At 56.7% G+C, this 25,820-nt stretch carries 29 protein-coding genes, 1 tRNA gene and 1 riboswitch; of the genes, 23 read left to right on the top strand and 7 right to left on the bottom strand.

Annotated elements, in window-relative coordinates; genetic code table 11:
• Nucleotides 1-152: 152 nt before the first annotated feature.
• From HEP89_RS20235 to HEP89_RS20270, 8 genes are all read left to right on the top strand, one after another.
• Nucleotides 153-2,165, top strand: coding sequence for an acetyl/propionyl/methylcrotonyl-CoA carboxylase subunit alpha (locus tag HEP89_RS20235; protein WP_152510583.1), 2,013 nt, complete (start codon nucleotides 153-155; stop codon nucleotides 2,163-2,165).
• Between the two features lie 116 nt (nucleotides 2,166-2,281).
• Nucleotides 2,282-2,935 carry an HAD family hydrolase gene (locus HEP89_RS20240; protein ID WP_031268327.1) on the top strand — a complete coding sequence of 218 codons (654 nt, stop codon included), beginning with the start codon at nucleotides 2,282-2,284 and terminating at the stop codon, nucleotides 2,933-2,935.
• A 110-nt stretch (nucleotides 2,936-3,045) separates the two neighbouring features.
• The gene (locus HEP89_RS20245; protein WP_209014782.1) at nucleotides 3,046-4,338 is read left to right on the top strand and encodes a diguanylate cyclase; all 1,293 of its coding nucleotides are present in this window, start codon (nucleotides 3,046-3,048) and stop codon (nucleotides 4,336-4,338) included.
• 77 nt (nucleotides 4,339-4,415) lie between these two features.
• Nucleotides 4,416-4,589, top strand: a riboswitch (FMN riboswitch).
• An 86-nt stretch (nucleotides 4,590-4,675) separates the two neighbouring features.
• Nucleotides 4,676-5,566, top strand: a complete 891-nt coding sequence (locus tag HEP89_RS20250; RefSeq protein WP_055656600.1) for a DMT family transporter — start codon at nucleotides 4,676-4,678, stop codon at nucleotides 5,564-5,566.
• A gap of 73 nt (nucleotides 5,567-5,639) precedes the next feature.
• Nucleotides 5,640-5,927, top strand: coding sequence for an acylphosphatase (locus HEP89_RS20255; RefSeq protein ID WP_022998281.1), 288 nt, complete (start codon nucleotides 5,640-5,642; stop codon nucleotides 5,925-5,927).
• 144 nt (nucleotides 5,928-6,071) lie between these two features.
• On the top strand, nucleotides 6,072-7,292 hold the full coding sequence (locus tag HEP89_RS20260; RefSeq protein ID WP_168692917.1) for an NAD-dependent epimerase/dehydratase family protein: 1,221 nt from the start codon (nucleotides 6,072-6,074) through the stop codon (nucleotides 7,290-7,292).
• Between the two features lie 8 nt (nucleotides 7,293-7,300).
• Nucleotides 7,301-8,167 (top strand): glycosyltransferase, encoded by an 867-nt coding sequence (locus HEP89_RS20265; protein ID WP_168692918.1) that lies wholly within the window; start codon nucleotides 7,301-7,303, stop codon nucleotides 8,165-8,167.
• On the top strand, nucleotides 8,143-9,051 hold the full coding sequence (locus HEP89_RS20270) for an NAD-dependent epimerase/dehydratase family protein (protein ID WP_197923260.1): 909 nt from the start codon (nucleotides 8,143-8,145) through the stop codon (nucleotides 9,049-9,051). The genes HEP89_RS20265 and HEP89_RS20270 overlap by 25 nt, the downstream gene beginning before the upstream one ends.
• Nucleotides 9,052-9,142: 91 nt before the next feature.
• Here the strand turns inward: HEP89_RS20270 and HEP89_RS20275 are convergent, their stop codons facing one another.
• Together HEP89_RS20275 and lipB are read right to left on the bottom strand one after the other, a co-directional pair.
• Nucleotides 9,143-11,101 carry a methyl-accepting chemotaxis protein gene (locus HEP89_RS20275; protein ID WP_168692919.1) on the bottom strand — a complete coding sequence of 653 codons (1,959 nt, stop codon included), beginning with the start codon at nucleotides 11,099-11,101 and terminating at the stop codon, nucleotides 9,143-9,145.
• A 255-nt stretch (nucleotides 11,102-11,356) separates the two neighbouring features.
• Nucleotides 11,357-12,064, bottom strand: a complete 708-nt coding sequence (gene lipB / locus HEP89_RS20280; protein ID WP_168692920.1) for a lipoyl(octanoyl) transferase LipB — start codon at nucleotides 12,062-12,064, stop codon at nucleotides 11,357-11,359.
• Nucleotides 12,065-12,162: 98 nt separating this feature from the next.
• On the opposite strand from lipB, the gene HEP89_RS20285 reads away from it, so the two are divergent.
• Nucleotides 12,163-12,429 carry a FliM/FliN family flagellar motor switch protein gene (locus tag HEP89_RS20285; RefSeq protein WP_022998287.1) on the top strand — a complete coding sequence of 89 codons (267 nt, stop codon included), beginning with the start codon at nucleotides 12,163-12,165 and terminating at the stop codon, nucleotides 12,427-12,429.
• 132 nt (nucleotides 12,430-12,561) lie between these two features.
• Nucleotides 12,562-12,648, top strand: a tRNA-Leu gene (locus HEP89_RS20290).
• A gap of 194 nt (nucleotides 12,649-12,842) precedes the next feature.
• Here HEP89_RS20290 and HEP89_RS20295 read toward each other — a convergent pair.
• Entirely contained in the window at nucleotides 12,843-13,097 is a 255-nt protein-coding gene (locus tag HEP89_RS20295) for a hypothetical protein (protein ID WP_168692921.1), read from the bottom strand.
• A 720-nt stretch (nucleotides 13,098-13,817) separates the two neighbouring features.
• Between HEP89_RS20295 and HEP89_RS29990 the strand changes: the two genes are divergently transcribed.
• A complete protein-coding gene (locus tag HEP89_RS29990) occupies nucleotides 13,818-14,165 on the top strand; it encodes a DUF4160 domain-containing protein (protein ID WP_168692922.1) in 348 nt (115 codons plus the stop codon).
• Between the two features lie 129 nt (nucleotides 14,166-14,294).
• Here the strand turns inward: HEP89_RS29990 and HEP89_RS20305 are convergent, their stop codons facing one another.
• Entirely contained in the window at nucleotides 14,295-15,767 is a 1,473-nt protein-coding gene (locus HEP89_RS20305) for a hypothetical protein (RefSeq protein WP_168692923.1), read from the bottom strand.
• Nucleotides 15,768-16,078: 311 nt separating this feature from the next.
• On the bottom strand, nucleotides 16,079-16,330 hold the full coding sequence (locus tag HEP89_RS20310) for a hypothetical protein (protein ID WP_209014783.1): 252 nt from the start codon (nucleotides 16,328-16,330) through the stop codon (nucleotides 16,079-16,081).
• A gap of 400 nt (nucleotides 16,331-16,730) precedes the next feature.
• Here HEP89_RS20310 and HEP89_RS20315 point away from each other — a divergent pair, with 400 nt between their 5' ends.
• From HEP89_RS20315 to mgtE, 4 genes are all read left to right on the top strand, one after another.
• Nucleotides 16,731-17,330 carry a hypothetical protein gene (locus HEP89_RS20315; protein WP_168692924.1) on the top strand — a complete coding sequence of 200 codons (600 nt, stop codon included), beginning with the start codon at nucleotides 16,731-16,733 and terminating at the stop codon, nucleotides 17,328-17,330.
• 111 nt (nucleotides 17,331-17,441) lie between these two features.
• The gene (locus HEP89_RS20320) at nucleotides 17,442-17,930 is read left to right on the top strand and encodes a hypothetical protein (RefSeq protein ID WP_062488588.1); all 489 of its coding nucleotides are present in this window, start codon (nucleotides 17,442-17,444) and stop codon (nucleotides 17,928-17,930) included.
• Nucleotides 17,923-18,291 (top strand): hypothetical protein, encoded by a 369-nt coding sequence (locus HEP89_RS20325; protein ID WP_075282978.1) that lies wholly within the window; start codon nucleotides 17,923-17,925, stop codon nucleotides 18,289-18,291. The genes HEP89_RS20320 and HEP89_RS20325 overlap by 8 nt, the downstream gene beginning before the upstream one ends.
• 174 nt (nucleotides 18,292-18,465) lie before the next feature.
• Nucleotides 18,466-19,881 carry a magnesium transporter gene (gene mgtE, locus HEP89_RS20330; RefSeq protein WP_055654668.1) on the top strand — a complete coding sequence of 472 codons (1,416 nt, stop codon included), beginning with the start codon at nucleotides 18,466-18,468 and terminating at the stop codon, nucleotides 19,879-19,881.
• A gap of 28 nt (nucleotides 19,882-19,909) precedes the next feature.
• Here mgtE and HEP89_RS20335 read toward each other — a convergent pair whose 3' ends face one another.
• On the bottom strand, nucleotides 19,910-20,350 hold the full coding sequence (locus tag HEP89_RS20335) for a DUF1330 domain-containing protein (protein ID WP_077292702.1): 441 nt from the start codon (nucleotides 20,348-20,350) through the stop codon (nucleotides 19,910-19,912).
• Between the two features lie 49 nt (nucleotides 20,351-20,399).
• Here HEP89_RS20335 and HEP89_RS20340 point away from each other — a divergent pair, with 49 nt between their 5' ends.
• Nucleotides 20,400-20,993, top strand: coding sequence for a TetR/AcrR family transcriptional regulator (locus HEP89_RS20340; RefSeq protein WP_167579596.1), 594 nt, complete (start codon nucleotides 20,400-20,402; stop codon nucleotides 20,991-20,993).
• Between the two features lie 315 nt (nucleotides 20,994-21,308).
• Here the strand turns inward: HEP89_RS20340 and HEP89_RS29915 are convergent, their stop codons facing one another.
• Complete coding sequence (locus HEP89_RS29915) at nucleotides 21,309-22,118, bottom strand: MarR family transcriptional regulator (RefSeq protein WP_168692925.1); 810 nt, start codon at nucleotides 22,116-22,118, stop codon at nucleotides 21,309-21,311.
• A 148-nt stretch (nucleotides 22,119-22,266) separates the two neighbouring features.
• On the opposite strand from HEP89_RS29915, the gene HEP89_RS20350 reads away from it, so the two are divergent.
• From HEP89_RS20350 to HEP89_RS20380, 7 genes are all read left to right on the top strand, one after another.
• On the top strand, nucleotides 22,267-22,692 hold the full coding sequence (locus HEP89_RS20350) for an organic hydroperoxide resistance protein (RefSeq protein ID WP_077292705.1): 426 nt from the start codon (nucleotides 22,267-22,269) through the stop codon (nucleotides 22,690-22,692).
• A gap of 77 nt (nucleotides 22,693-22,769) precedes the next feature.
• The gene (locus HEP89_RS20355) at nucleotides 22,770-23,054 is read left to right on the top strand and encodes a YciI family protein (RefSeq protein ID WP_077292706.1); all 285 of its coding nucleotides are present in this window, start codon (nucleotides 22,770-22,772) and stop codon (nucleotides 23,052-23,054) included.
• A 158-nt stretch (nucleotides 23,055-23,212) separates the two neighbouring features.
• On the top strand, nucleotides 23,213-23,635 hold the full coding sequence (locus HEP89_RS20360; RefSeq protein WP_077292707.1) for a VOC family protein: 423 nt from the start codon (nucleotides 23,213-23,215) through the stop codon (nucleotides 23,633-23,635).
• Between the two features lie 56 nt (nucleotides 23,636-23,691).
• Nucleotides 23,692-24,402, top strand: a complete 711-nt coding sequence (locus HEP89_RS20365; RefSeq protein WP_077292708.1) for a GH25 family lysozyme — start codon at nucleotides 23,692-23,694, stop codon at nucleotides 24,400-24,402.
• A 90-nt stretch (nucleotides 24,403-24,492) separates the two neighbouring features.
• Nucleotides 24,493-24,918: a MerR family DNA-binding transcriptional regulator gene (locus tag HEP89_RS20370; RefSeq protein ID WP_077292709.1), complete on the top strand. Its 426-nt coding sequence runs from the start codon at nucleotides 24,493-24,495 to the stop codon at nucleotides 24,916-24,918.
• The gene (locus tag HEP89_RS20375) at nucleotides 24,918-25,361 is read left to right on the top strand and encodes a PaaI family thioesterase (protein WP_168692950.1); all 444 of its coding nucleotides are present in this window, start codon (nucleotides 24,918-24,920) and stop codon (nucleotides 25,359-25,361) included. The genes HEP89_RS20370 and HEP89_RS20375 overlap by 1 nt, the downstream gene beginning before the upstream one ends.
• 3 nt (nucleotides 25,362-25,364) lie before the next feature.
• Complete coding sequence (locus tag HEP89_RS20380) at nucleotides 25,365-25,811, top strand: GNAT family N-acetyltransferase (RefSeq protein WP_077292711.1); 447 nt, start codon at nucleotides 25,365-25,367, stop codon at nucleotides 25,809-25,811.
• Nucleotides 25,812-25,820: the final 9 nt, after the last annotated feature.

Consider the following 25,820-nt stretch of genomic DNA (forward strand, 5'->3'; position numbering starts at 1 on the left):
ACGGAACTACCTTTGGCCAGTCCTTGTCGCGGCATGCCGTTTTTGAGTGTTTGGGCAACTATCCGCAAAATCACGTCTCGCCCTTTGGATAAGTTGCGTGCCAAAGTGGCGCAGCCTACAAAATGGAAAATCGTCCAGCTGGGTGGAAATTCATGTTCTCCAAAATACTAGTCGCCAACCGTGGTGAGATTGCCTGTCGCGTCATCAAGACGGCCCGCCGCATGGGCATAAAGACAGTTGCAGTCTATTCCGATGCCGATCGCGATGCCCTTCACGTGGAAATGGCAGACGAAGCGGTTCACATCGGTCCCGCGGCGGCGTCGGAATCCTATCTGATCGCCGACAAGATCATCGCGGCCTGCAAGGAGACCGGGGCTGAAGCCGTGCATCCGGGCTATGGCTTCCTGTCCGAACGCGCCAGCTTTCCCGAAGCGCTGGCGAAGGAAGGCATTGTCTGGATCGGCCCGAACCCGCGCGCCATCATGGCGATGGGCGACAAGATCGAATCCAAGAAATTCGCCAACGAGGCGAAGGTCAGCACGGTGCCGGGTTATCTTGGCGTCATAGAAAGCCCGGAGCAGGCCGTCGAAATTGCAGCGGACATTGGCTACCCGGTCATGATCAAGGCGTCCGCGGGTGGTGGCGGGAAGGGCATGCGCATCGCCTGGAATGCGGACGAGGTGCGGGATGGCTACACCCGCTCGAAATCCGAGGCGGCATCTTCCTTCGGCGACGATCGAGTTTTCATCGAGAAATTCATCGAAAACCCGCGCCATATTGAAATCCAGGTCCTGGGCGACAAGCACGGCAATGCGATTTACCTGGGCGAGCGTGAATGCTCGATCCAGCGGCGCAACCAGAAGGTCATCGAAGAGGCGCCGTCGCCTCTGCTCGATGAGGAAACGCGCCGCAAGATGGGTGAGCAGGCCGTCGCGCTTGCAAAGGCCGTCGACTACGACAGCGCCGGCACGGTCGAGTTCGTCGCCGGGCAGGACAAGAGCTTCTTCTTCCTGGAAATGAACACGCGCCTGCAGGTGGAGCACCCGGTGACCGAACTGATCACCGGCATCGATCTGGTTGAGCAGATGATCCGCGTTGCCGCCGGCGAGAAACTGGACCTTGCCCAGGAAGACGTCAAGCTGAACGGCTGGGCGGTCGAAAGCCGAATTTATGCGGAAGATCCCTACCGCAATTTCCTGCCGTCCATTGGCCGGCTTGTGCGTTACCGGCCGCCGGCGGAAGAAGCCAGCAACGGTGTTACCGTCCGCAACGATACCGGCGTTGTCGAGGGTTCGGAAATTTCGATGTTCTACGACCCGATGATCGCAAAGCTGATCACCCATGCGCCGACACGGGCGGAGGCGATCGATGCGATGAGTTCAGCTCTGGATGCGTTTTACGTCGACGGTATTCAGCACAATGTACCGTTCCTGACAGCGCTGATGAACCATCCGCGCTGGCGGTCGGGCGAATTGGCTACCAGTTTCATCGCAGACGAATATCCGGACGGCTTCGAGCCGGCGGTTCCCGATGACGAGGCCTATGCGGTTCTTGCAGCCGTTGCCCTGTCCATGGGAGCGTTGCAACGCGAGCGTCTGGACCACCTTCCCGGGCGGTTGCGGGCCCATTCCGGTGCCATCCGCGAGGATTGGGTGATCAAGCTCGACAAGACCTATGTTCCGATCCGGCTTGCTGCCGGGTATCCGGGGACGCCTGTCGAAATTGATGTCGCGATCGGCGATGGCCCTGTTGTCAATGTAGAGGCTGACTGGGCGCCAGGTGATCCGCTCTGGTCGGGCAAGGTCGGCGCCAAGGATGTGACGGTACAGGTCCGGACCCTGCGCGGTGGCTATCGCCTTGACTGGCAGGGCTATTCCGTCGTCGCGAAAGTGATGACACCGCGGATTGCCGAGCTGGATGCCCTGATGCCGGAGAAGCTGCCGCCGGACACGTCGAAGATGCTGCTGTGCCCGATGCCTGGTCTGGTGGTGTCCATCGCGGTGGCCGAAGGACAGGAAGTCAAGGCAGGTGAGCAGCTTGCCGTCGTTGAGGCCATGAAGATGGAAAACGTGCTGAGAGCGGAGCGCGACTGTGTCGTGAGCGCCATCAAGGCAACGCCCGGCGACAGCCTTGCCGTTGACGCCGTGATCATGGAGTTTTCCTGATCCGGGGTGATGCGCCTAACGCAGCCTGATTGACAGGCGTCGGATACTGCCGATATTCAGCGGCCTGCGACCATCCGGTCCAGGCCGCTTTCTTTTTCAATACGTTGCGGGGCATCATGACGACTTCGACCATTCTGTTCGATCTGGACGGAACCCTGACTGACCCCTTTGAAGGCATCACCCGTTCAATCGGGTATGCGGTTGAAAAGATGGGTGGGCAGGCACCTGATGTGGAAGAACTGCGCTGGTGCATCGGGCCGCCGCTCTGGGACAGCTTCAAGGTTCTTCTGGGATCGGAAGACAAGGCTGTTCTGGATCAGGCCGTAGCCTTTTATCGCGAGCGCTACACGGTAACGGGACTGTTCGAGAATTCGCTGATCGAGGGTATTCCCGAACTGCTGACAACACTCAGGAAAGACGGGTTTCTTCTTCACGTCTGTACCTCAAAACCCCACAGTTACGCAGGTCGGATCGTTGAGCATTTCGGCCTGATGGACTTTTTCGGAAAGGTCTACGGTGCGGAGTTGGACGGTACGCGGTCCGCGAAAGCCGAGCTGATCGCGCATATCCTGAGCGAGGAAAACATCCAGGCGTCGGAGACGGTCATGGTTGGTGATCGCAAGCATGACCTTGTCGGAGCAAACGCCAACGCAGTGGCAGGCATTGGCGTTTTGTGGGGCTACGGTAGCCGTGAAGAATTGGCCGCTGAAAATCCGGTATTGATAGCAGATAGACCTCAAGACATAGCCGCGTATTTCGCGACCCGCTAATGGCGTCCACTCCGACACGGTGGCAATGAGAGTGGCTTCTTGCTGCCGGCAAACTTTCTTAACTCCGAATTTATCGATTTTCCCGTAGGTTAAGCTCAAAGGAGTGCGCCTTGGCAGAACGGATGCATGCAACGGATACCCAAAATACGTCGGTACCGTCTGAAAAGGCGGTTGACGTTGGGTATTATTCGCCTGCCAAAAGACCGCCGCCGTCGCTTCCAGCCGGTTACGTCCTGCACCAGGTCACTGTCCAGCCGCTCTCCTCTTGCCCGTTTCAGGTCTGTCTTCTGGATGTCGGGGCGACGGGGGAATTGCCGACCTGCGATTTTCACAGAATACGGGATACGACCCTCATCATCGCTTGTTCGTCGGGAGAACTGGCAGCAAAAACTCAGCTGACATTGCTGGAAGGCGGTGTGGATGATGTTGTCGACGCCGACGACGCGGACCTTCTGCTGCTTGCCCTTAAACGCGCGGAACTCGTGATCGCGCGGCAGGGTGGGCTGTTCCGCAAATGCCGCGATCTCGCCATTGAGAGGGATAACCTTCAGTCAGCAATCGACAACCTGCCTTCACCGATCTTCTTCAAGAACCGGGCCGGCATTTACAGCGGCTGCAACAAGGCTTTTGAAGCGTTTATCGGTTTGCCGGCCAGCAAGGTGAACGGTGCCAGTGTTTATGACGTAGCACCAGCTGAATTGGCAAAGGTCTATGAAGCGGCCGACGAAGAGCTGATGCAGCAGGGGGGTGTTCAGATCTATGAGGCGGACGTTTGCTATGCTGATGGCGAGCGCCGAACGGTGACCTTCCATAAGGCTGTTACACGTGACCGGGTCTCCGGCGAGGTGAACGGCCTTGCTGGTTCCATGCTCGACATCACTGAACGCAAACGTCTGGAAGAGCAGCTCAAGTGGGCAGCAGAGCGCGATGCTCTTACAGAGGCTTATAACCGTCGCAGGTTTTTCGAGCTGGCAGCTGCAGCAAAGGAACGGGCACAAAAGACGTCAGCCAGCCTGTCCATCCTTGTGCTGGACGTTGACCATTTCAAACTGATCAACGATCGATACGGCCATGCCTGCGGCGATGCAGCGCTCAATCATCTTGTCGGCCTGCTGAAACGTGAACTTCAAGAGCCGCATATCTTTGCAAGGGCGGGCGGTGAGGAGTTCTATTGCCTGCTGGAAGGGTGCGACCTCAATGAAGCGTTCGAAATCGCCGAGCGCATTCGAAAGGCCGTCGAAACCGTGCCCCACTTGCATGATCAGCAGCTCATCTCGATGCGGGTCAGCATAGGGGCTGCCACCGTTCGTGACGGCGAGAAAATCAGCCAGACCATCGCCAGGGCTGATGAAGCGCTATACAGCGCCAAGCAGGCTGGCAGAAACCGGGTTTGCGTGGCCTGATGTTCCGTTGAGGTGCCTTTCGGCATGCTTCCACTATTGCATCCTGTCTATTTCAGGGATACTGAAAGCTCTTGGAGAGCAGTTCTCGGGGCGGGGTGAAATTCCCCACCGGCGGTATCGGGGAAACCCGGAGCCCGCGAGCGCTTCGGATAAAATGTTCGAAGGTCAGCAGATCCGGTGAGATGCCGGAGCCGACGGTTGAGGTGGCGTCAAACGAAGCCGCCCGAAAGTCCGGATGAGAGAGAACTTGACCGCCGCCATTCGTTGATGGCCGGTGGGCGTGTGTCTTTTGAGACTGTTCTGAACGATGACGGAACGGATCGCAGATAGGACGCCCATGTCAAACAATTCGAAGAAGCCCATATTTGCCGCGCTTGCCATGATCGGGGCAGGGGCTTCGTTTGCCATCGTGAACGGCGCCCTGCAGGCCTCGACCATGCAACTGGGCGTGCCATCAACGTCCGCGGCCTTCTGGCAATATGCGCTGGGCCTTCTCGTTGGCCTGCCATTCGTCCTGCGGCGCGGCTTTTCCGCCTTGAAGACACATCAGATCGGATGGCATCTGGCGCGGGGTGTTCTTGCGGTGATCGGAATCCAGTTGTGGGTCGCCGGTCTCGCGCGGGTCGAGATCTGGCAGGCAATCGCCCTGGTGATGACTTCGCCGTTTTTCGTGATCATCGGCGCCAAGCTGTTCTTCAGGGAACGGGTTGGCCTGATCCGATGGCTCGCGACGTTGGCAGGCTTCTCCGGCGGCATGGTGATTCTGGAGCCCTGGACGGAAGGCTTCAGCCTGGCAGCACTTTTGCCGGTCGGGGCAGCTGCATTCTGGGCAGGAACTTCTCTCGTCACCAAAAAGTTGACTGCAACTGAAGATGCCGATTCCATCACCATCTACCTGCTGCTGCTCCTGACACCGGTCAATGCACTGCTTGCGCTGGGAGAGGGCGGTATCGTGCCAACCGGTCCGGCGCTGTGGCTGCTCGTGGGGGCCGGCGCCCTGACGGTGCTGGCAAACTACTTGCTGACCCTTGCCTACCAGAAGGCCGATGCGGCCTTCGTGCAGCCTTTCGACCACCTGAAGCTTCCGCTGAATATCGCGGTTGGCTTCTTCGCTTTCGGTTTTGCGCCGAGCGGCGCATTCTGGCCGGGAGCGCTGGTGATTGTCGGTGCGTCGCTGCTGGTCATGCTGGACGAGCAGAAGCGCGATACGCAAGTGTCCACAGCCTGAAGCGCACGCAGACGTTTGCGAACAGGCAGGTTTGCACTAAGCTTTTGCAGCATCGCGAACTTCGGAGACCTGAATGACCGCCGATCCATTGACCGTTCACGTGCTGATTGAGGGCAGGGTCCAGGGTGTTGGGTACCGCGCCTGGTGTGCGGGTGAAGCTGAAGACAGGGCACTGGCCGGATGGGTGCGCAATCTCAGCTCCGGTGGGGTCGAAGCCGTGTTTTCAGGCCCGTCCGATACCGTTGTCGACATGCTGGATGTGCTCTGGCATGGGCCGTCTCTTGCAAGGGTAAACCTGGTCAAGGATCTTGAGCCGGTAGAGCCCTGCTCGGGTGCCTTCGAGGTGCGTGATACGGCTTAACCGGCTGTGGCCAATCGTCTTTTCTATATCAATCGCGACATTCGAAGTTGAGTTGTCACGGAAATATCGCAATGATCTGATCTTTCAGATGAAGCAATCGGTGCCGCGCGGTCGGTGCCGAAACGTGAAACCGGGAGATTTTCAGTGAAGATTGCGATACTTGGCGGTGATGGTTTTGTCGGCTGGCCCACATCCTTGCATTTGTCGGATCAGGGCCATGAAGTTCATATCATCGACAATCTGAGCCGTCGCTGGATCGATGCCGAGCTAGGCGTGCAATCGCTGACGCCCATGGATTCGATCCAGGAACGCACGCGGATCTGGAAGCAGGAAACCGGCAATACAATCCGGTTCCACCTGATCGATATTGCCCGCGACTACGAAGTGTTCAAGGCCTGGCTTGCAGAGAACCGGCCGGATGCCATCATCCACTTCGCCGAACAGCGCGCTGCGCCCTATTCGATGAAATCGGATCAGCACAAGAACTACACGGTCAACAACAACGTCAATGCCACGCACCATCTGCTCAACGCGATGGTGGAGCTGGATCTCGATGCGCACCTTGTCCACCTCGGCACCATGGGCGTCTACGGCTATTCCAGTGTCGGCGCGGCAATTCCGGAAGGCTATCTGTCGGTTGACGTCGAGACCCTGAACGGCTCCAAAGCGGCTCAGGAAATTCTTTATCCGGCCAACCCCGGCTCGATCTATCACATGACCAAGTGCCTGGATCAGCTGTTGTTCCAGTTCTACGCCAAGAACGACGGGCTAAAGGTCACCGACCTGCACCAGGGGATCGTCTGGGGTACGCATACGGAACAGACCCTTCGTCACAAACAGCTGATCAACCGGTTCGACTATGACGGCGACTATGGCACGGTTCTGAACCGGTTCCTGATCCAGGCAGCCATCGGCTATCCGCTGACGGTTCACGGTACAGGTGGCCAGACACGGGCTTTCATCCATATCCAGGATTCGGTTCGCTGCATTGAACTGGCGTTGAAGAACCCGCCGAAAAAAGGCGACCGGGTCAAGGTGTTCAACCAGATGACCGAGACCCACCGGGTGCGGGATCTGGCAGAGCTGATTTCCCGCCTTACCGGCTCGAAGGTTGCCTATCTGCCAAACCCGCGCAAGGAAGCGGCAGAAAACGATCTGGTCGTCGAGAACAAGCAGTTCCTGGAACTGGGCCTTAATCCGATCACGCTGGAAGAAGGCCTGTTGAGCGAGGTAGTGGACGTCGCGAAGAACTTCGCCTACCGCGTCGACCGCAGCCGCGTACCGGCAGTGTCCGCCTGGACCAAGGAAATTGCCGATGAGATCGAACGGGATCCGGAACATCCGCGTCTGAAATCCGTCTCCTGAGGCAGGGAATGAAAGACGCTCCTCAGTTCGACCGGGCACCTGGAAGCACATGTGCCTATGTGACACTGGTGACGAACCGGGACTATGTGCTCGGGGCGAAAGCGCTTCTGCGCTCGCTCCGGCATTCGGGAACCGAAGCCGACCTCGTGGTCCTCTACACGCCCGGGGTCGGTGAGGAGGATCTTGCCGCCCTTGCGGAATTCGGTCCGCGGCTTGGCCGTTGTGAGCGCCTGCCAACGAGCGAAAGCTTCAACGCGCGCCATGAACGCGGCCGCATCCACAAGGCGGCCCCGTTCACAAAGGGCGGAAAGCCGGTCTTTCACACGCCTCTGGACAACTTCGTCAAGCTGCGGCTGTGGCAACTAGAGGAATATGACCGGGTCATCTTCATCGATGCCGATGCCATCGTGCTGCAGAACTGCGACAAGCTATTTGACTATCCCGAGTTCTGCGCAGCGCCCAATGTCTACGAAAGCCTGCAGGATTTTCATCGGTTGAACAGCGGTGTCTTTACCGCCCGGCCGAATATGGCCACGTTCGAGGCCATGCTGGCGCGTCTGGACAGGCCGGAGGCCTTCTGGCGGCGCACGGACCAGACGTTTCTGGAAAACTATTTTCCCGACTGGCACGGGTTGCCGGTGTTCTTCAACACGCTCCAGTATGTCTGGTTCAACTTACCTGAACTCTGGAACTGGAAGCAGATCCATGTGCTGCATTACCAGTATGAAAAGCCCTGGCAGGAGGGGCATGAAAAGACCGCCAAGTTGCGTCCTCTGATCGATCTCTGGCAGGCTTTTGCGACCGGGGTCGACATTCCGGACGATATGGCCGGCCTGCCAGGACCTCTGGAGTGGGCGGCAAAGCAGGCGTCCTGATGCATGTACTTCTGACGGGGGCGAGCGGAACAGTTGGCCGGTTTATCCTGAAGCGGCTGCTTGACGATGGCTGCACGGTTACGCTTCTTGGCAGGCGTCCGGTTGACGGCGTCGCGGCAGCCTTTCAGGCCTATGACCTTGCTGATCCGGATCCTCAACTGCCGCAAGCCGATGCACTCGTTCATTGTGCGCTGGTCCATGAGCCCGGCAAGTTCCGGGGCGGTGAGGGGGACGATCCAGAGCGGTTCAGGAAGCTGAATGTCGACGGTACCCGACGTCTTTTTGAAGCGGCCGCGAAGATGGGATGCCGGACAGTCGTTTTCCTCTCCAGCAGGGCTGTTTACGGTGATCACCGACAAGGCGAAAAGCTCACGGAAACGGATGCACCAGCACCCGATACGCTTTATGGCGAGGTGAAACTTGCAGGGGAAGCGGCACTCAAGGCGTTATGCTGCCAGAGTATGAGCGGCATCGTTTTGCGAGCGACCGGTGTTTACGGTCCAGGGTCAGGCTCGGCAGACCACAAATGGTCGGGGCTTTTCAAGGATTTTGCATCCGGTATTCTGATTGCCCCGCGCAGGGGAACGGAAGTTCACGGGGACGACCTTGCTGCTGCCGTTGCCCTGGTTCTGGAAGAGCGACGGGTAAATGAAGAACCATTTCAAATCTACAATGTCTCGGATCTTCTGCTCGACCGCCAGGACCTTCTGGCACTTTATGCGGCCGAAGCAGGTTTGAACCTTGAGGTGCCGGCAGCATCGGACCAGGCGCCAGGCGAAATGACGACAGACCGGCTGCGGGCACTTGGGTGGTCGCCGGGTGGAACTGAAAGGCTGAAAGTGTTTCTGCGTTCAATAGCCGGGCGCGGTGCGGCCGGCACCTGACGCTCAGCTCTTGAGCGAGCTTTGTTTGCCGGTATGGCAACAAAAAAGGCGGGCTCAGCGGCCCGCCTTTTCCATTTGCCTTAGTGCCAGATCAGGCAGCGCGGATGTCGTCGAAGAAGCGGTCGACCTTCGAGCTGAGGTTGGCGGATTCGCTGGTCAGTGCCTCTGCTGTTGACAGAACATCCGCAGCGTTTCGGCCGGTTGACTGAGCGCCACTGGAGACCTGGATAATCGTCTCGGAGATGGCGTCCGTACCCGTGGAGACTTCGTTGACGTTTCGCGAAATCTCATTGGTCGCCAGGCTCTGCTGTTCGACCGACACAGAGATGTCCTTGGAGATCTCGGACATATCCGCAATGACGTTGCTGATATCGCGTATGGCTTCAGCAGCGCGGTTCGAAACTGTCTGCATCGCCTGGATCTGCGTTGCGATTTCCTCTGTCGCTTGGGCAGTCTGGTTGGCCAGGGATTTCACCTCCGATGCAACAACCGCAAAGCCTTTGCCGGCTTCACCGGCGCGGGCCGCCTCAATGGTGGCGTTCAGCGCCAGAAGGTTGGTCTGGGCAGCAATGTCGTTGATCAGGCTGACGATCTGGCTAATCCGGTCGGTGGTCGCCACGAGGCTCTGTACGGTCTGATCCGTCTGTGAAGCCGCGTTGGAGGCCCGTTCGGAAATGCCGGCCTGCTCTTCAACACGCCGGGCGATTTCGGCGATGGAGGACGTCAGTTCCTCGGAGGCTGCGGCAACCGAACGGACATTGGCGGCAGTATCGCCGGTGGTCCGGGCAGCCGATTCCGCATCGGTCGAGCTTTGTTCGGAAGTTTGAGCCAACTCGCGGGCGGTGCGTTCCAGTTCTTCTGTGGCGTTGGAAACGGTTTCCAGAACGCTGCGGATTTCCTGGTTGAAACCACCAAGCAACTGGTCGACGGTTGCTGCCCTGCGATGCTTTGCTTCCTGCTCGGTGGCGCGTTCGGCTTCCAGGCGACGCTGTTCCTTGCCGTTGGTCTTGAACACCTCCACGGCATTGGCGATAGAGCCGATCTCGTCGTTCCGCTCCAGGCCCAGGACCGGGGTTTCCAGATCGCCTTCCGCAATCTGGGCCATTGAACTGGTCACGGACGCGAGCGGACGGGCCAGCAGTGTCTGGAACAGGGTACCGAGGATGGCAAGCATCAGCACGGTTGCAATCACGGTCGCAAAGAGTGCCGAATAGCGAAAGCTCGTCAGGCTCGCAAAGGCGGCGTTCCGATCAACGGAGAGGCCAATCTGCCAGTCAACCGGCAAACCGGTGACCGGAACGAACTGGACGATACGGTCGCCATTCACACTGGACGCGTATTGCGGTTCTGCACTGACCTTGACTGGCTCGTTGGGAAACAGCTCACTGAGCGGCTTGGAAATCATGTTGCTGTCCGGGTGCACCAGGATGGTGCCCTGGGAGTCGGCCACAAAGACGTATCCGAGGCCGCTCATGTTCGACGAGGCGAGCATGTTCGCCAAGGTGGTGATGTCAAAGTCACCACCGACCACACCGGAAAGGGTGCCGCCGGTTTTTACCGGTGTTGCAGCCGTCACGATGAGATTGCCGGTTGAGGCGTCCTGATAGGGGGCGGTGATCACGGGTCCGCCTTTTGTGACGGCATCCTTGTACCACGGGCGTACGCGCGGATCGTAGCCTTCGGGCAGATCTGCCGGCGGCCACATGTTGAAGGCGCCGTCTGCTTCCACACCAAAATAGGTCGCGCTGAAATTGCTGGTCAGGGTCTTGAGGTCGAAGAACTCGGGCGTTACCTCGGGCTGCTTGGCAATGCGTTCGGACAACGCTTCGATGAGCAGCATGCGCGCTTCGAACCAGTTTGTGACGATATTGACTTCCGACTGGCCGACACCGGTCATGTAGTCGCGAACTTCGTCCCTCTTTGCGTTGCGCTGAAGGGTGTCGTTGAAGAGGCCGAAGCCGGCGAAGATCAGAACAATGACGCCGGCGGCTGCCAGCAGGATTTTGGTGATCACGCTCCGGCGGGAGCGAACTGAGAGAGCCTGGGTCACAAACTTCATTCCCATAGTTGAGAAGGTTTGTGTCTGTATTCGCTCATCTGAATGAAGGAATACTAAATCCGACCGGCTTCTAAGCCGTCTTTGAACTAAAAAAATGAAAACTTCATGCGATTTTGAATGTTACTCGCAAAAATAACAATGGAATTTCTTGAGGTTGCTTTTTGGTTTTTGACACAACTCGAGTTTGAACTCGATATTACCTAGAGTTCAATGCACCCGTTTGCAGCCTCCACCGCGCGAGTGGCTTCACACGGAAACCGTGGGGCCAAATATCTTTTCAAATTCGGCCCGAAGGACGCTGTCGTTTTCGGCCATGGTAACGGGCAGGCCGAGATCCACGAGACTGGTCACGCCATGTTCGGTAATGCCGCAGGGCACGATGCCGTCAAAATGCTCCAGTTCAGGCTCCACGTTGAAGCTGATGCCGTGGAACGTGACCCATTTGCGCAGGCGGATGCCGATTGCGGCGATCTTGTCCTCGACCGTCGCCCCGCGGTCTGGCCGGCGCACCCAGACGCCGACGCGGTCTTCCCGGCGTTCGCCGCGAATGTGATAGTGCCAGAGCGTGCTGATGAGCCAGGCTTCAAGTGCGGAAACAAAAGCCCGTACATCCTGCTGACGCCGCTTCAGATCGAGCATGACATAGGCTACGCGTTGCCCGGGCCCATGGTAGGTGTGCTGTCCACCGCGCCCTGTCCGGTAGACCGGAAAGCGGTCGGGAGCGACAAGATCGCTGTCCTTGGCGCTGGTGCCGGCGGTGTAGAGCGGGGGATGCTCCAGCAGCCAAACCTGTTCGTCGGCTTCGCCGGCAATGATTCTCTGGACCCTTTCATCCATTTCCCGAAGAGCGGTCTCATAATCGACCAGTTCGTCGGAAATCCGCCATTCGACCGGCCGCGAGCCGGAAACTGGCAGAAAACTAAGGGAAAGAGCGTCTCTATCGGCGGGTGACATGTGGATGACACTTCATTGTTTTTTGAGCTGGCTTGCCATGCCGTGGTATGGTTAAGCGCTGGCGGGTCAGTAGCCCTATTTAAGGATCAAGGCGTCCGATGACTACCTTCGATGAAATCAAAGTCGATATTTCCGTCGTTCTCGGGGAGAACGAGATGCCTGTCCACCAGTTGCTACGTATGGGGCGTGGCGCCGTTATCGACCTTGATGTGGCCGAAGACGACGATGTGAAGATCTATGCCAACAATACGCTGGTCGCCAAGGGGCAGGTGGTTTTGCTCGGTGAGCGGATAGGCATCTCGATCACGGAAGTTCTGATGCGTCCGCCGGACATCCGGCCCATGCGCACCGATGGCCCTCTGTGAGGGACTAAAGCATTTCTGCATAAGAAAAATCGCGTGCCTGTGAATTAATGCAAAAAGGCCTCTTGCGCCCCCAAAATCCTTTTGCTACATGGAGCGCCTCGACGCTGAGAGGCGCCGGGAATAATCGAATATGCGGTCGTGGCGGAATTGGTAGACGCGCAGCGTTGAGGTCGCTGTGGGGTAAAACCCGTGGAAGTTCGAGTCTTCTCGACCGCACCAAGATTTTAAGATAAAGCCCTGATTTTTCAGGGCTTTTTCTTTTTTGTTCAGTGGCCAGCCCCACAACTGACCGCACAATCACTCCATGGCGTTTGCTATATAGTCTTCCACTTTCTTGATTCGTACAAAGCTCCTGCCTGAGCGCTTATGGATCTTGATGTGGCCCTTCGCTGGCAACCGATAGAACGTCGTTATCAAAATATCGAACACTTTTTGGGCTCCGGTTGTGCGGCAAAAGCTTGGCTGAACGACAGACACAGCCGAAATATTTTCTGCAGCGCTCTTCTCTCGTTTTGCTCCTTTTCATCAGTTCGGCGCATCGTTGACATGTCGATGTCGGTAAGCTTGAAGTCGCGCTCGGCGTTCTTGTCGAGGTCCAGGCCGCAAAGCAGGAGTGTCGGCTTCGGGTGGTACGTGGTTGTGCCGCACCAGATCTTGTCCGGTTTCACCTGGCGCTGAGATATCTCGCCGCGATAATTGGTGTAGGTGAAGGACTGTCAGCTGTTCGCTGCTATGGCTAGACGGGAGTTGCAGAGCAGTAGCTGTTCTTCGCTCGTCAGTGGTGTCAGTGCCAAAATATCGTTTGACCAGAGACCATCGTGTGAAAAAGGGACCGGACAGAAATATTGGTCGCGGCTGGGAAGTTCGACCTCCTAAGACGCCCGCCGTGCTCTTCTGCCAGTTCTATCATCGCTCTCTTTGCCATAGCGAAGTCGAACGTAGAGCAGTCCAGCATGTCTTCGAGAGATACGTCTTACGCATCTGCCAGGGCGATAAGTCGACGAGACCCGATTTCTTCAGTCTCGCAGTTCAGGAAGGTATAGAAAGCGCGCAGGCTGATTCGTGCCCGACGGGACCGGTCCGCAATAGTAATCGTTGGGATGTGAAGGTGCGTAACGCCCGACGGATATCTTCGCTGTCCATAGTGCGCCCGTACGTATCAACGGAGGGCGGTGCTAGAAACTACCGGTGGCTGACGGGGATCATGTTAATTTTAGCGATTAAACTTTTTTCATATACCCAGCATTGAGTATCGGCAACCGAAGGGGGCTCCTTATCACCTTCAAAGACCTCGGAGCGGACGGGTATGTGTTCCTACACGGGTGGCGAAGTGTCTTCATTTGATCTATGAATTTCTGTAGTCATGGATCCTGTTTGCTTGGTTGTTTATGGACGCTATCGTAAAAATTCCTGCCGATGAAATAAAGCAGCTTCACTATAGTCTTGTGTGCGAATTACAGCTGATACTTGAGAAGCATCTTGTTGAGACACAATCGGGTTTAAGGTACGAGGTTTTTTCAAACGAGCATCCTCCACCGCACTTTCACGTAACAAGGGGCGGCGACTCCGCAATATTCAACTTAGAGACCGGTGGTTTTATTGACGGGTCGGGTAATTGGCGACCCATAGTGCGGTGTGTTGAAAAGCACTACCCCGAGATTAGAGTCAAACTGATTGAATTCTGGAATAAGACGCGTCCATCAGACTGCACTGTAGGACGTGTCAAAATCGGCTAATTGACGCACTCTGTGAAGGCTGTGTTAGAGGAATGCTTCAATTCATCCGTGCGAAGGCGCGAAACTTAAGTCCATTCCTTGCTTTGGTCGCGCACACGACCCATACCATCTGATAGACCAGTTTTAGCGTCACAGACTGTCGAGCTTGCTCGCGATGCGCAAAACTATATCATCAATGATCTCATCTTCCTGCGTAGTACAATCGCCCTCGAATATGAAATGGATCGAAACTAGATCAGTAGGGATTCCTGGGAATACCGTCTTGTCGAGAAAGATTGGGATTACCTCAGCCGCCGGGACTCTTCGGGTAAAACAATCTCGCTCGAACGTTGGCCAAACCTTTTCCTTGTGGTGCAGATCGAGGATTGCAACAACTAGACGTGACTTCTCGGCAAAAATGTCCGAGAACTGTTGTGACCAAAGTCCTCCCAGATAATTGTCTTCGTAATTACGGTCGTAAAAGACTGATATATCGAGATCTCGGAGTTGCTGGCCGATGAAGTCTGCAAGGGATCTGTTTTCACCCGCGAAGGAAATTGCAATATCCCATTCAAAGTCTCGCGGATCGTCACGGAAACCGCATCGTTGGCGTAGATCTTCCCAGTTTAGATTCTTTACGTAATAAAAAAGAGCAGGGTCTTCGATGGCGAAGTTCTTGGTGTCTGCGTCATAGTAAAACAAGCGTGCGCAGGCTTCTTTTTGTTCAAGGAGAACTTTCAGCCGATGGTCTTTAACATTGTTGATGCTACCCTTGATGTCCTGGCGTGCATTCGCAAGTTCCGTAAGGTCGACATTCGATCGGTCTTGTTCCGATACTGCGCGCAGCAGCTTGTAGTAAGGATCGTTTGTGGGACGGAAACGTCGTCCGCGGCAGAATTCGCGGACCGCTGGATCATAGTTGTGGTGAAGCGTCTCCACGACTTGCGTCTTGATCTCAACCGGCTCCCAGTCGATTTGTCGTTGTTGTTCTTGAGTTTGATCGATACCCGCCGAGATACAGATGGTTTTGCAGATCTGCTGGGTGAGCCAGTAGTCGCCCCTACTGTCTTCAACTATGGTTTCTTTCTCTACTATCTCAACATTTAGAAGATTACTGCCAAGTTCGATCATCTCGTTGATCACGGCAGGAGTACCTGGGGCGATGCGGTGAATTCCCATGCGTTTCGCAATGTCAGGGACTAGCTGAATAAGATCTGATCCTACGTTGTTTATTCCTATTATGACGAGCTTTGGCAATCCATCACGGTTGTCCCGTTCGGCGATTACCTTAGCGAGATTTGCAAGTCGTTCTTTCGTTTCCTTGTCGAGTCTGTGAAAATCGTCGACGACGTATGTTTCTTCACCTGCCTCCAAGTTGATAGCCTCGATGATCGGGAGATCCTTGGGCTCGCGCGGAGTTAAGAGTTTCGGAGTGTCCTCGGGAAAGATTTCCGCCAACGCCTTCTTGACCGTTGTCGTCTTCCCTGTGCCAGATTGCCCTTCGACGACGACCGGTTTGCCTTGGCGTCGCAGATCGACGAGCAGTGCGGTGTAATTTGGTGGCCTCACAAAGGTGAATTCAGGTACGCCTTCGGTTACGAAAACATCTTCTAAATATGCCATTTGGGCCCTTAATCTCGCGGCTGGTGAATCATTTTAAAAAAAAATGACGCAATTATTCCTTGCTTTCAAGGCACTCAATCAATCAGGGGTTAGTTCGCAAGTAGCGCTGCGCTAAAGTACACAGGGCGTCTCATCCTTCCAAATGCTGGTAAACCATCACTAAATTGGGCCGCACGTGAAATTCCATTGACGCACACAATCATCGCAGCGCTTTGTGTCTTTGGAGAAGCCGCTCTGTAGTATACGTTTGGTCTGGGTCACGCCCTCCGAGGTGAAATGACATTCCCAACTCGTTTCGTAACATAGCTCGCTCAGGCTTCCATTACGGGAGCGCGGCGATCACGCAGATCGGATCTGGCATAGGATCTCTCAACCGTGGATCCAACCTTGTGGTTGAGGATTGTTTCAGCCACTTCGAATGAGCAGACGTCATTGTCCTGTACCCAAGTGCGAAATGCGGTGCGGAACCCGTGCGGCCGATTGATCATCATCAGGCCGCCGCCGTCGTAGAGCCTTCCCTCTTTGGAGTTCTTGATCGCGGTAGCCGTAAGTTTGTTTTTCATCCCGGTTCTCTCCTGACCCCACAGCTAACCCCACAGGAGAGGGTGTGCTGCTATGTTGAGTCCTGAAAGGCTCTGATAAACGAGTGAGGATGAAAGTTAATCGTTTCAAGTATTTATCATCATCTGGTGTTAGGCTCTGAACAGTCCGGCGAACGTTGTCAGGCGTTTCTCGACCGCACCATATTCGAAGCATTTCTACCGATGCTTCCTCAAAAGGCTGCCCCTCCGGGCGGCCTTTTTGCTTTTCCGCACTGCCCGCAAAATACCTGATTGCTCTGGGAAAATTCAGATACCGGCTTTTTGGGTTTGTTGCGATGTGCTTTTCTGCATGGAACAGCCTCAGCGGGCTACTGGCAAAAACCGGTCCGGCACATTCATGCGAAATCGAAGGAAGCCGCACGTGTTCAATTTCCGTTCCATCAGTACTTCGTCCTGTGCCGCAATGATGAGCCTGAGCTTGCTCGCAGGTCCGCTTCAGGCGCAAGAACAAGAGAAAGTGCAGGAGGCAATGGTCCCGGCCGGTGCCATTGCCGGTGCAGTCACGTCTCCCGTCGACGGCGATATCAATCGCTTTCGCGCAATCCTCGTTGAAACGGAAGAAGGCGCCGATCTCTACGTCTTTACGGACGCAGGAGAGGGCTGGAAACAGGTTGCCCATGCGAAAGACATGGTGTGGCGTGGGGGCACGTACGGCCAGGAGCCCTGGATGGAAGCAACCGAACACGGTTCGTTGAAAATCTATTCGGAAAATTCGGCTGTCGGACGCAACCGTTGGGAACAGGTCCTGATCATTGCCTATCGTAACGGCGTCTTCCGGGTCGCCGGATACACCTATTCCTACTACGATACGCTGGATCCGGATGCGAACGGGCAGTGTGACGTCAACCTTCTGACAGGCAAGGGAGTCCTGAACGGGAAGAACTTCAAGACTTCACTCGGTGCCCTGCCTGTGCAGGATTGGACCATGGATACGCGGCCGCCGGAGTGCGAGGTCGAGTGATGCGAACTTTGCGGCGAGTGTCCGCACTGGCTGTGGAAGCGGTTCTGAAGGGCTCTTGATGACGCTTTGTCGTGTTGTTGTCCGTCATTGAGAAAACACGGGAGGGATGACATGTCCGATATCGCAAGGCCGGATTGGCGCTGGGTGATCCGCGGCATGATTCTGACGCTCGTCATCTGCCTGTTGCTGATACAGCTCTTCCCCGAAATTTACGCCGTAAAGGATTTCTGGCTTGTCACTGTGCCGAGTGGCGCTTTATGGGGCAGCTTCTTGTCGCGTCTCTTGAGCGAGCCGGGGCTCTGGAAACTTCTCGTGACGAGCGCGGAAGGGGCTGCGATGATCGTCGTGCTGTTTCTTGTGGTGTTTCGTCCGCTGATTGCCTGGAAAGCGTATCTGGTCTGCGTCGCCTTGACTGCCGTCTCGGCAATCCTGTTTTTTACCTACGTCCTTCCCGCAATGCCGAACAGCACGCTGCTCATGGTCTTGGCCGGCAGCCTCTATTCATCGTTCCGCTATGGCGTCACGCTTGCGCTGCTCTATGCGCTCGCGCTCACGTCGGACACAGCGCCAACCAATCGGCAGCTTCCCGCCCATGCGTGAAGGTGTGAGACAGGGCATTGCGGAGCGACTGAAAGCCCTCCGGACCAGGTTCGTTCTCGTGTGGCTGGCACTTGCATTTGTGTCGCCAGCGGCATTTGCGCAGTCACTTTCCGTTTATCCTGCCGTTGATCCGGGCAGGTTTGGCGCGATGACGTGCCAGCAGCTTTGGTATGTCGAGCAGGAGGTGCTGGCTGCAGGCAGAGTGTGTCTTGCCAGCGAAAGAGCACGCCGCGCATTCCGCCGTGCGGAGCGATGCATATCCGATGACGAGGCCATTCTGCCACAGGATACGCGTGACTATCTTGATCACTTGCGAAGCGTTGCAGCGGACAAGGGGTGCAGCGGCCCCGAGAGGCGTTGAAGGACTTCAAGGAAAGTTGGCAGGCTTTTGAACCAGATCGGCATTTCGGAGTTAAGTCTGTGGACCGGTTTCGCTTTTCCGGTGGCGCTTTGCCGCCGCAAACGCTAGATCTGGAGAGGAGTGTCCGGTGCCTTTCGCCGGAAGAGTTCGTTGCGTTTTGAGGGGAGGCGCCAGATGAGTGAAGCATCCGAGCTTGATGTCACCGCCTCTCCCGTTCCCGACATTCCGGTGCGCGACGAGGATGAGCATCTCAATCGCGAGTTCATTGCGGCTGTTGAAGCGGCAATCGAGGCGAACGATCAGGATGGCTTGAGGCACCTTGCCGCTGATCTTCACGAAGCTGACACCGGTGACCTTCTCGAGACGCTGGATCCGGAGGATCGGGCGTCCTTCATCCGGCTTCTGGGCGAGGACTTCGACTATACCGCGCTGACCGAGATCGATGAGGCGGTGCGTCTACAGGTTCTGGAAGACCTGCCGACGGAAGTCATTGCCGAAGGTCTGGGCGAGCTCGATTCGGATGATGCGGTCTACATTCTGGAAGACCTCGATGAGGACGACCAGGCTGCTATTCTGGAAGAACTGCCCTATGCGGACAGGGCCCAGCTGCAAAAGGCTCTGGATTATCCGGAAGAAAGCGCCGGCCGGCGCATGCAGACCGAATTCATTGCGGTTGCCCCGTTCTGGACCATCGGTCAGACGATCGACTACATGCGCGAGGCCCGCGACCTTCCGGACAGCTTCTACGAAATCTACGTGGTCGATCCGACGTTCAAACTGCTCGGGTCCGTTCACCTGGACAAGATCCTGCGCACCAAGCGGGACGAGAAGGTCACTTCCATCATGGAGGAGACCCGCCAGGCGGTGCTCGCGACGGAAGATCAGGAAGAGGTCGCCCGCCGGTTTGAGCGCTACAACCTCGTTTCATCCGCCGTTGTCGACGAGAATGACCGTCTGGTCGGTGTTTTGACGGTTGATGACATCGTCGACGTCATCCAGGAAGAAGCGGAAGAAGACCTGCGTGCCCTGGCCGGTGTCGGTGATGAAGAGATTTCCGATAATGTGATGACCATTGCGCGCTCGCGGCTGACCTGGCTGGTCGTCAACCTTGGCACCGCCGTGCTTGCCTCGGTGGTGATTGCGCTGTTCGAGGACACGATCGAGGCCATGGTGGCGCTGGCGGTGCTGATGCCGATCGTCGCTTCCATGGGGGGCAACGCCGGCACCCAGACGATGACCGTTGCCGTGCGTGGTATTGCCACCCAGGAACTGGGTGCGCGCAATCTTTTGCGCGTTCTCAACCGTGAAATTCTGGTGAGTGTGTTCAATGGCGTTGCCCTGGCCATCCTAATCGGGGTGACCGCCTGGATGTGGTTTGGCAGTCCGGGGCTCGGCGTGGTGATTGGCGGTGCGATCGTGATCAATCTGCTGTTCGCGGGTCTCTCCGGCCTTCTGATCCCGATCGCACTCGACAAGATGAACGTCGATCCGGCGATCGCCTCGAGTGTCTTCGTGACGACGGTGACAGATGTGGTCGGTTTCTTCGCCTTTCTCGGCATCGCGGCGCTTTGGTTCGGCCTGCCGTTCTAGCCTCCAATCGGCAGGCCTCGTTTAAAGGTCAGTCACCGCAAATCAGAACCTTCTGTCGCAGACATGCGGCCGTGCGGTGATGGAAGGCCTCGCGATAGGCGCTGTCCGAATAGAGTGCGATCAACGCGGTTAAATCGGGATAGGCGCCGATAGCGACCAGATCCCAATCCTCGTCCTGCCCCAGGAACATGCCCTGAAACGGTCCGACATAAAGGAACCGTCCACCAGCCCGCTCCATGGCCGGCATGCTTGCAGCCGCATAACTGGCAAAGGCTTCCTGGCCCGTCTGGCCCGTCGTTCCGTCCGCATATGTCGCGGCGGCATTCAGCTTGAAGAAATTGATCAGGGTTACGGGTTTGTCGTTCGCCCGGCTGAGGATCTGCGTCCATTGGCTTTCCGTCGGGCTGGTGCCGTCGGTTCCCGGGCCGTACCAGGTTACGAATTGGGCTGACTGTTGCTTGACGTCCATGAGGCTTCTCCATAACTTTACACGTGTCAAATTGCAGGAAAATTTACACGTGTCAAGTCAAGCCAGAGTGCAGCGCACGCGCGCGGAAATTCTCGATAGTGCCTGGACGCTCATCTCGCAGCGGGGAGCGGACGTGTCGCTGGCGGAAATCGCCAAGGCCGCAAAAATCAGCCGGCAATCCGTCTATGATCATTTTGGTTCGCGTGGGGGGCTGATCCTGGCGCTCGTCCGGCGGGCTGATGAACGTCTCGACATACGGGCAAAACTGTTTGCAGCCTTTGACAGGCCACAGCCGCATGAACGGCTGGATGCTACTGTTGCCGTCTGGATCGGCTTCGTGAAGGAAATCTACCCTGTTGCCTCGGATCTTATCCGCCTGCGAACGACCGATGCGGACGCATCGGCGGCGTGGGAAGACCGGATGTCGGAACTGAGGCAATGGTTGCTTGTGTTGACCGGATCGCTGGAACGCGACGGTGCGCTGCAATCCGTCTGGACAGCGAAGTCGGCTTCAGAATTTCTCTGGGCGTCGTTCAGTGTGCAGGCCTGGGGTCTGTTGACACAGGACTGCGGCTGGGATGAGGGCGAGGCGGAAGCTGTCCTGACGAGGACGCTGCGGCAGGCATTGCTGACGGAAAAATGATGCCGCGGAGGTCGTGAATGTGGGTCACTAAAGGCAAACACACCTGACAAGGAGTGGAATAGCCCTGGTTCAAAGGTTCGGCGGGCAGGTCATGTCTGGACTAAGGCCGCTTCCTGTCGAATGTTTTGTTGTCGAATTCGACGAACACAACGTCATGGAGGGGAATGCCAGCCGACAAAGACTTGAGTTACGCTGCAAAAGGTTACGCAGACCCGTTATTGCCAGAACAAAAGGCCCCGAGATTTGTGCTGGTGCAGCAACTTCCCGGAGCCTGTTTGATGGCTACTCATTTTGCCCGCTGCTCAATGCCAGGTATCACTCCAGGCCAGCTTTACGCAAATTGTCCCGAAGCGTCATGACCTTTGCCTGAAGGTCGATGACTTCTTCCAGTTTCAGTCCGGTCGAAGACATGATGCAGGTGCTGAAATGTTCCGTTTTCTTCTGCAAGGCGCGGCCCTTGCGGGTCAGTTTCAGGATAACCTGGCGCTCGTCCTTGATGTTGCGCGTGCGCGTTACCAGCCCCATGGCTTCAAGCCGCTTTAACAGTGGCGTCAGCGTGTTGGTGTCGAGCTGCAGCTTGGACGTAATGGTACCAACCGGAACGTTGTTGGTTTCCCAGAGCACCGTCATGGCCAGGAACTGCGGGTAGGTGAGCCCGACTTCCTTGAGCAACGCCTTGTAGACGCCGTGCATCGCGTGGTTGGCGGAATACAGCGCAAAACACAAGTGCCGGTCGAGCGGCAAGCTGCCATCATGGATTTTCTGACTGTCGTCGTCCTGGTCGCTGGCAAGGTCATTGGCAGCGGATGCAGATGCGGCCTGCTCGGTGCCGGGATCTTCGCCAGCCTGCGTTTCCGCAGAAACGTCAGGCGTCTCCCCGGTATCAGCTATCTCTTGGCTGGCAGGCGTCTCGGCGACGGCAACGTCAATTTCCGCTTCGCGTGTGTCATCGCTTTCAGCGCCGGAAGTCGTTTCCGCCTCAGGCTTGGCAGCGGCCTTCTTGCGCTGTTTCTTCTCAGACTTTTCGGCTTTTGCCGGCTTGTCTTTTTTTTGTTTTTCAGTCGCTTCCGGCGCGGAAAATCCAATCGCGTCCAGCAGGGACATCTGGTTTGTGGTCTCGCTCATTCGCCCCTTATAAATCGCGCGCGATATGGTCGCAACTGTTGACGAATTGGAAGCGTGTGTATATGTGGGTAATTTATATCGTGTACGATTAAAACGTATGAGATATATATGGCTGAATGACTTGCTATTTGAGAGAAGGAGCCTGAAGATGGCTGTTGATGTGAAATATGAAACCAAGGCAAAGGCCACCGGCGGCCGCGATGGTGCGGCGGAAACGTTGAGCGGATCCTTCAAGGTCAAGCTGGCGACGCCGAAAGAACTCGGCGGCGCAGGCGGCGAAGGCAATAACCCGGAAGAGCTGTTCGCAGCCGGATATGCAGCCTGCTTTATTGGCGCGATGAAATTCGTCGGCGGGCAGGAAAAGATTGCAGTCCCGGCTGATACGTCCATCACCTCGACGGTTGGCATCGGTCCGCGTTCTGAAGGCGGGTTCGGTCTGGCGGTCGCGCTGGAAGTGTCCCTGCCGGGTTTGGACAAGGCTGTAGCTGAAGACCTCGTTGCCATGGCACACCAGGTTTGCCCCTATTCAAACGCCACCCGGAACAACATTGACGTCAAGCTGACTGTCGTCTGACACAGATTGTCCGGTTCGACCTTTTGTGGTCGAGCCGGACCTCTTTTTGGGCTTTCTGTTGGTGGAAAGGAGCTTTCGTGAGCCTCTTTGTTATCGATCTTCACTACACTGCTGATCTGCGGGAAATAGACGCTCTGGCGGAAGAACACAGGTCCTTCCTGCGGGATCAGTATGAGGCCGGTCTGTTCCTGGCGTCCGGTCCAAAACAGCCGCGAACCGGTGGTGTGATCCTGGCGCGCGCAGCAGACCGTGTCGAAGTCGATCTGGCGATCAACAAGGACCCGTTCAAGTTGTCGGGCGTTGCGGAATATACCGTAACGGAATTCAAGCCGGTCATGCACGCACGGAACTTCCCGATTTGACGCAATAACGGGCGATCACCTCTGTGCGGAATGCAGCCGTCACACGACAATTCCAATTGGCGATGGCGATTTGAAAGAAAACCTTGCCGGGTAACCTGAAATTCCCGGCGGATGGGTGTTAAGAAAGGCCGACCTGTCTCACGCGGAGAATTAAGAACATGCGGCCGAAGCTTGATGGCATCCTGGAAACCGCCGTTTATGTCGACGACATGGAGACGGCTCACTCCTTTTACTCCGAAATCCTGGGATTGAAGCGCATGGTCGCTGGAGAAAGGCTGTTTGCCTATGATGCCGGCCCCGCGCAGGCCCTTCTGGTGTTTCATCGCGGCCATACCGGGGAAGACGTTGAGACGCCGGGAGGTATCGTTCCCGGGCACGATACGTCGGGGCACAGTCATTTCGCGTTTCGCATTGGGTCCGACCAACTGGAACCCTGGCGGGCTCACCTGGGCGAGATGGGAGTGGAAATTGTCAGCGAGGTCGTATGGCCGGCAGGAGGCACCAGCCTTTATTTCAACGACCCGGACGGCAATGTCCTGGAGCTGGCGGCAGCCCCGCTCTGGCCGAATTACCTATCGTGATTCTTAACAGTTTTGCGGCAGGGTGACGGCGTTTGAAAGTCATAACGGGTGGCGCAATGAATTTCTTGCAAGCGGTCCTGCGGACATTGTTCTACGTTGCCGTCGGCGGGGTGATTTCGATTGTCGGAGCGGCGTTTTTCTTCATGAACTGGGAGCCTGACCGGAACCAATACACGATCCGCGGCATCGATATTTCGCACCACCAGGGTGATATCGACTGGGCGCAGGTGGCGGCGGACGATATTGCCTTCGTCTACATGAAGGCAACTGAAGGCGGAGACTTCAAGGACCGTGCCTTTGCCCGCAACTGGGCCGGAGCAGGAGGCGCTGGTCTGGCGCGTGGTGCCTATCATTTCTTCAGTTTGTGCAAATCCGGCCGCGAGCAGGCGCATAACTTCCTGTCGGTTCTGCCTCAGGACAGCGACATGCTGGCGCCGGTGGTGGATCTGGAATTCACCGGGAACTGCGCGCGCCGTCCGCCGGCCGAGGAAGTGCTGCAGGAAATCAGTGATTTCGTTGCTCTGGTCGAGCAGGGGCGCGGCAAGCAGGTCATCCTTTATGTGCCGGAGGACTTCTATCTGGACTATCTGAAGGGCAAGGGGCTGAACCGCCGTCTCTGGACGCAGTCGATCTGGCATTCTCCCGGCTATGTGTCAGACTGGTCGCTCTGGCAGTACCATGACCGGGGCACGATCAAAGGCATTTCCGGCGATGTCGATCTGAATGTCCTTCATCCAGATAAGAGCTTGGATAATCTGAAATCCTGATTGCTCAAGTTCATGAAATATAAGCTTTAAAATAGACGTGTTGACTTTAACGTAAAAAGACGGAACTGTGCGCTCCAACAAGGAGCGGGCATGCAGCGTTATTACACCATCACCCAGCTGACGCAGGAGTTCGACATTACCACCCGAACCCTGCGGTTCTACGAAGCGCAGGGGCTGGTGTCGCCGACGCGCCGGGGTCGTCAACGCCTTTACACACCTGGTGATCGTACCCGCATCAAATTGATCCTTCGCGGCAAGCGTCTCGGATTTTCCCTGAACGAAATCAAGGAAATGATCGAGATGTACGGCAGTGCGCCCGGTGAAACCGGCCAGCTGCGGCTCCTCCTCGACAGGATCGCCGCACGCCGGGCAGAACTTCTCGAAAAACAGCGCGATATCGAATTGACCCTGGTTGAACTCGACGATGTCGAGGCCGGTGCAAAAGCCCGCATGGTCGAGCTTGAAACAGGCCCGAACCAACTGTCTGGCGCCGTTACGACCTCGGAGGACAAATGATGGATCTTTCGCCTCGAGACGAAAACTGGGAACCCCGTGTCCGGGCCAGTTTTGCCGCGCAGAAATTCATGACCTATCTGGGGGCGAAGATGGTTCACGTCTCGCCCGGCGCGGTCGATCTGGAATTGACGATGCTTCCGGAACTGACACAGCAACACGGCTTTTTTCATGCCGGTGCGACGTCTTCCATTGCGGACAGTGCGGCAGGCTATGCAGCTCTGACGCTGTTTTCTGCCGGCTTCGGGGTGTTGACCAGCGAATACAAGATCAACCTGCTCAATCCGGCGAAACAGTCGGTGCTTCTTGCGCGTGGACGGGTTGTCAAACCGGGACGAACGCTGACCATAGCCAAGGCAGATGTCTACGGACTGGATGACGGCGAACAGGTGCATGTCGCAACGGGGCTGTTCACGCTCATGAGCGTTGCCGGCGTCAAGGACTGAAGAATGACCGATATCACCATCAGGCCGCTGGAACGATCCGACAAGCCGGGCTGGCTCGAACTCTGGAAGGCCTATCTTGCATTCTACGAGCAGGATCTGGCGCCGGCAGTGACGGAAACCCTCTTTGAGCGACTGCATTCCGATGCAGGCCACCGCGCGTTCGTGGCAGTTCAGGAGAATGAGCTGGTTGGACTGGTCCATTACCTTTTTCACGATAGCACCTGGGCCAGTTCGTCCACCTGCTATCTGGAAGATCTGTATGTCAGCGAGAAGCTTCGTGGTGGCGGAGCCGGCCGCAAGCTGATCGAGGCGGTCTACAGGGCCGCGACCGAAGAACCGTCTGCCAGCGGCAAAGTCTACTGGCACACACATGATCACAATACGCGCGCCCGGCAGCTTTACGACCGGATCGGCGTTTTGAGCGATTTTGTCCGATACGACAGGCCTTAAGAACTCTGG

The sequence above is a fragment of the Labrenzia sp. 5N genome (genome assembly GCF_012395805.1).
Taxonomy (GTDB): Bacteria; Pseudomonadota; Alphaproteobacteria; order Rhizobiales; family Stappiaceae; genus Roseibium; species Roseibium algicola.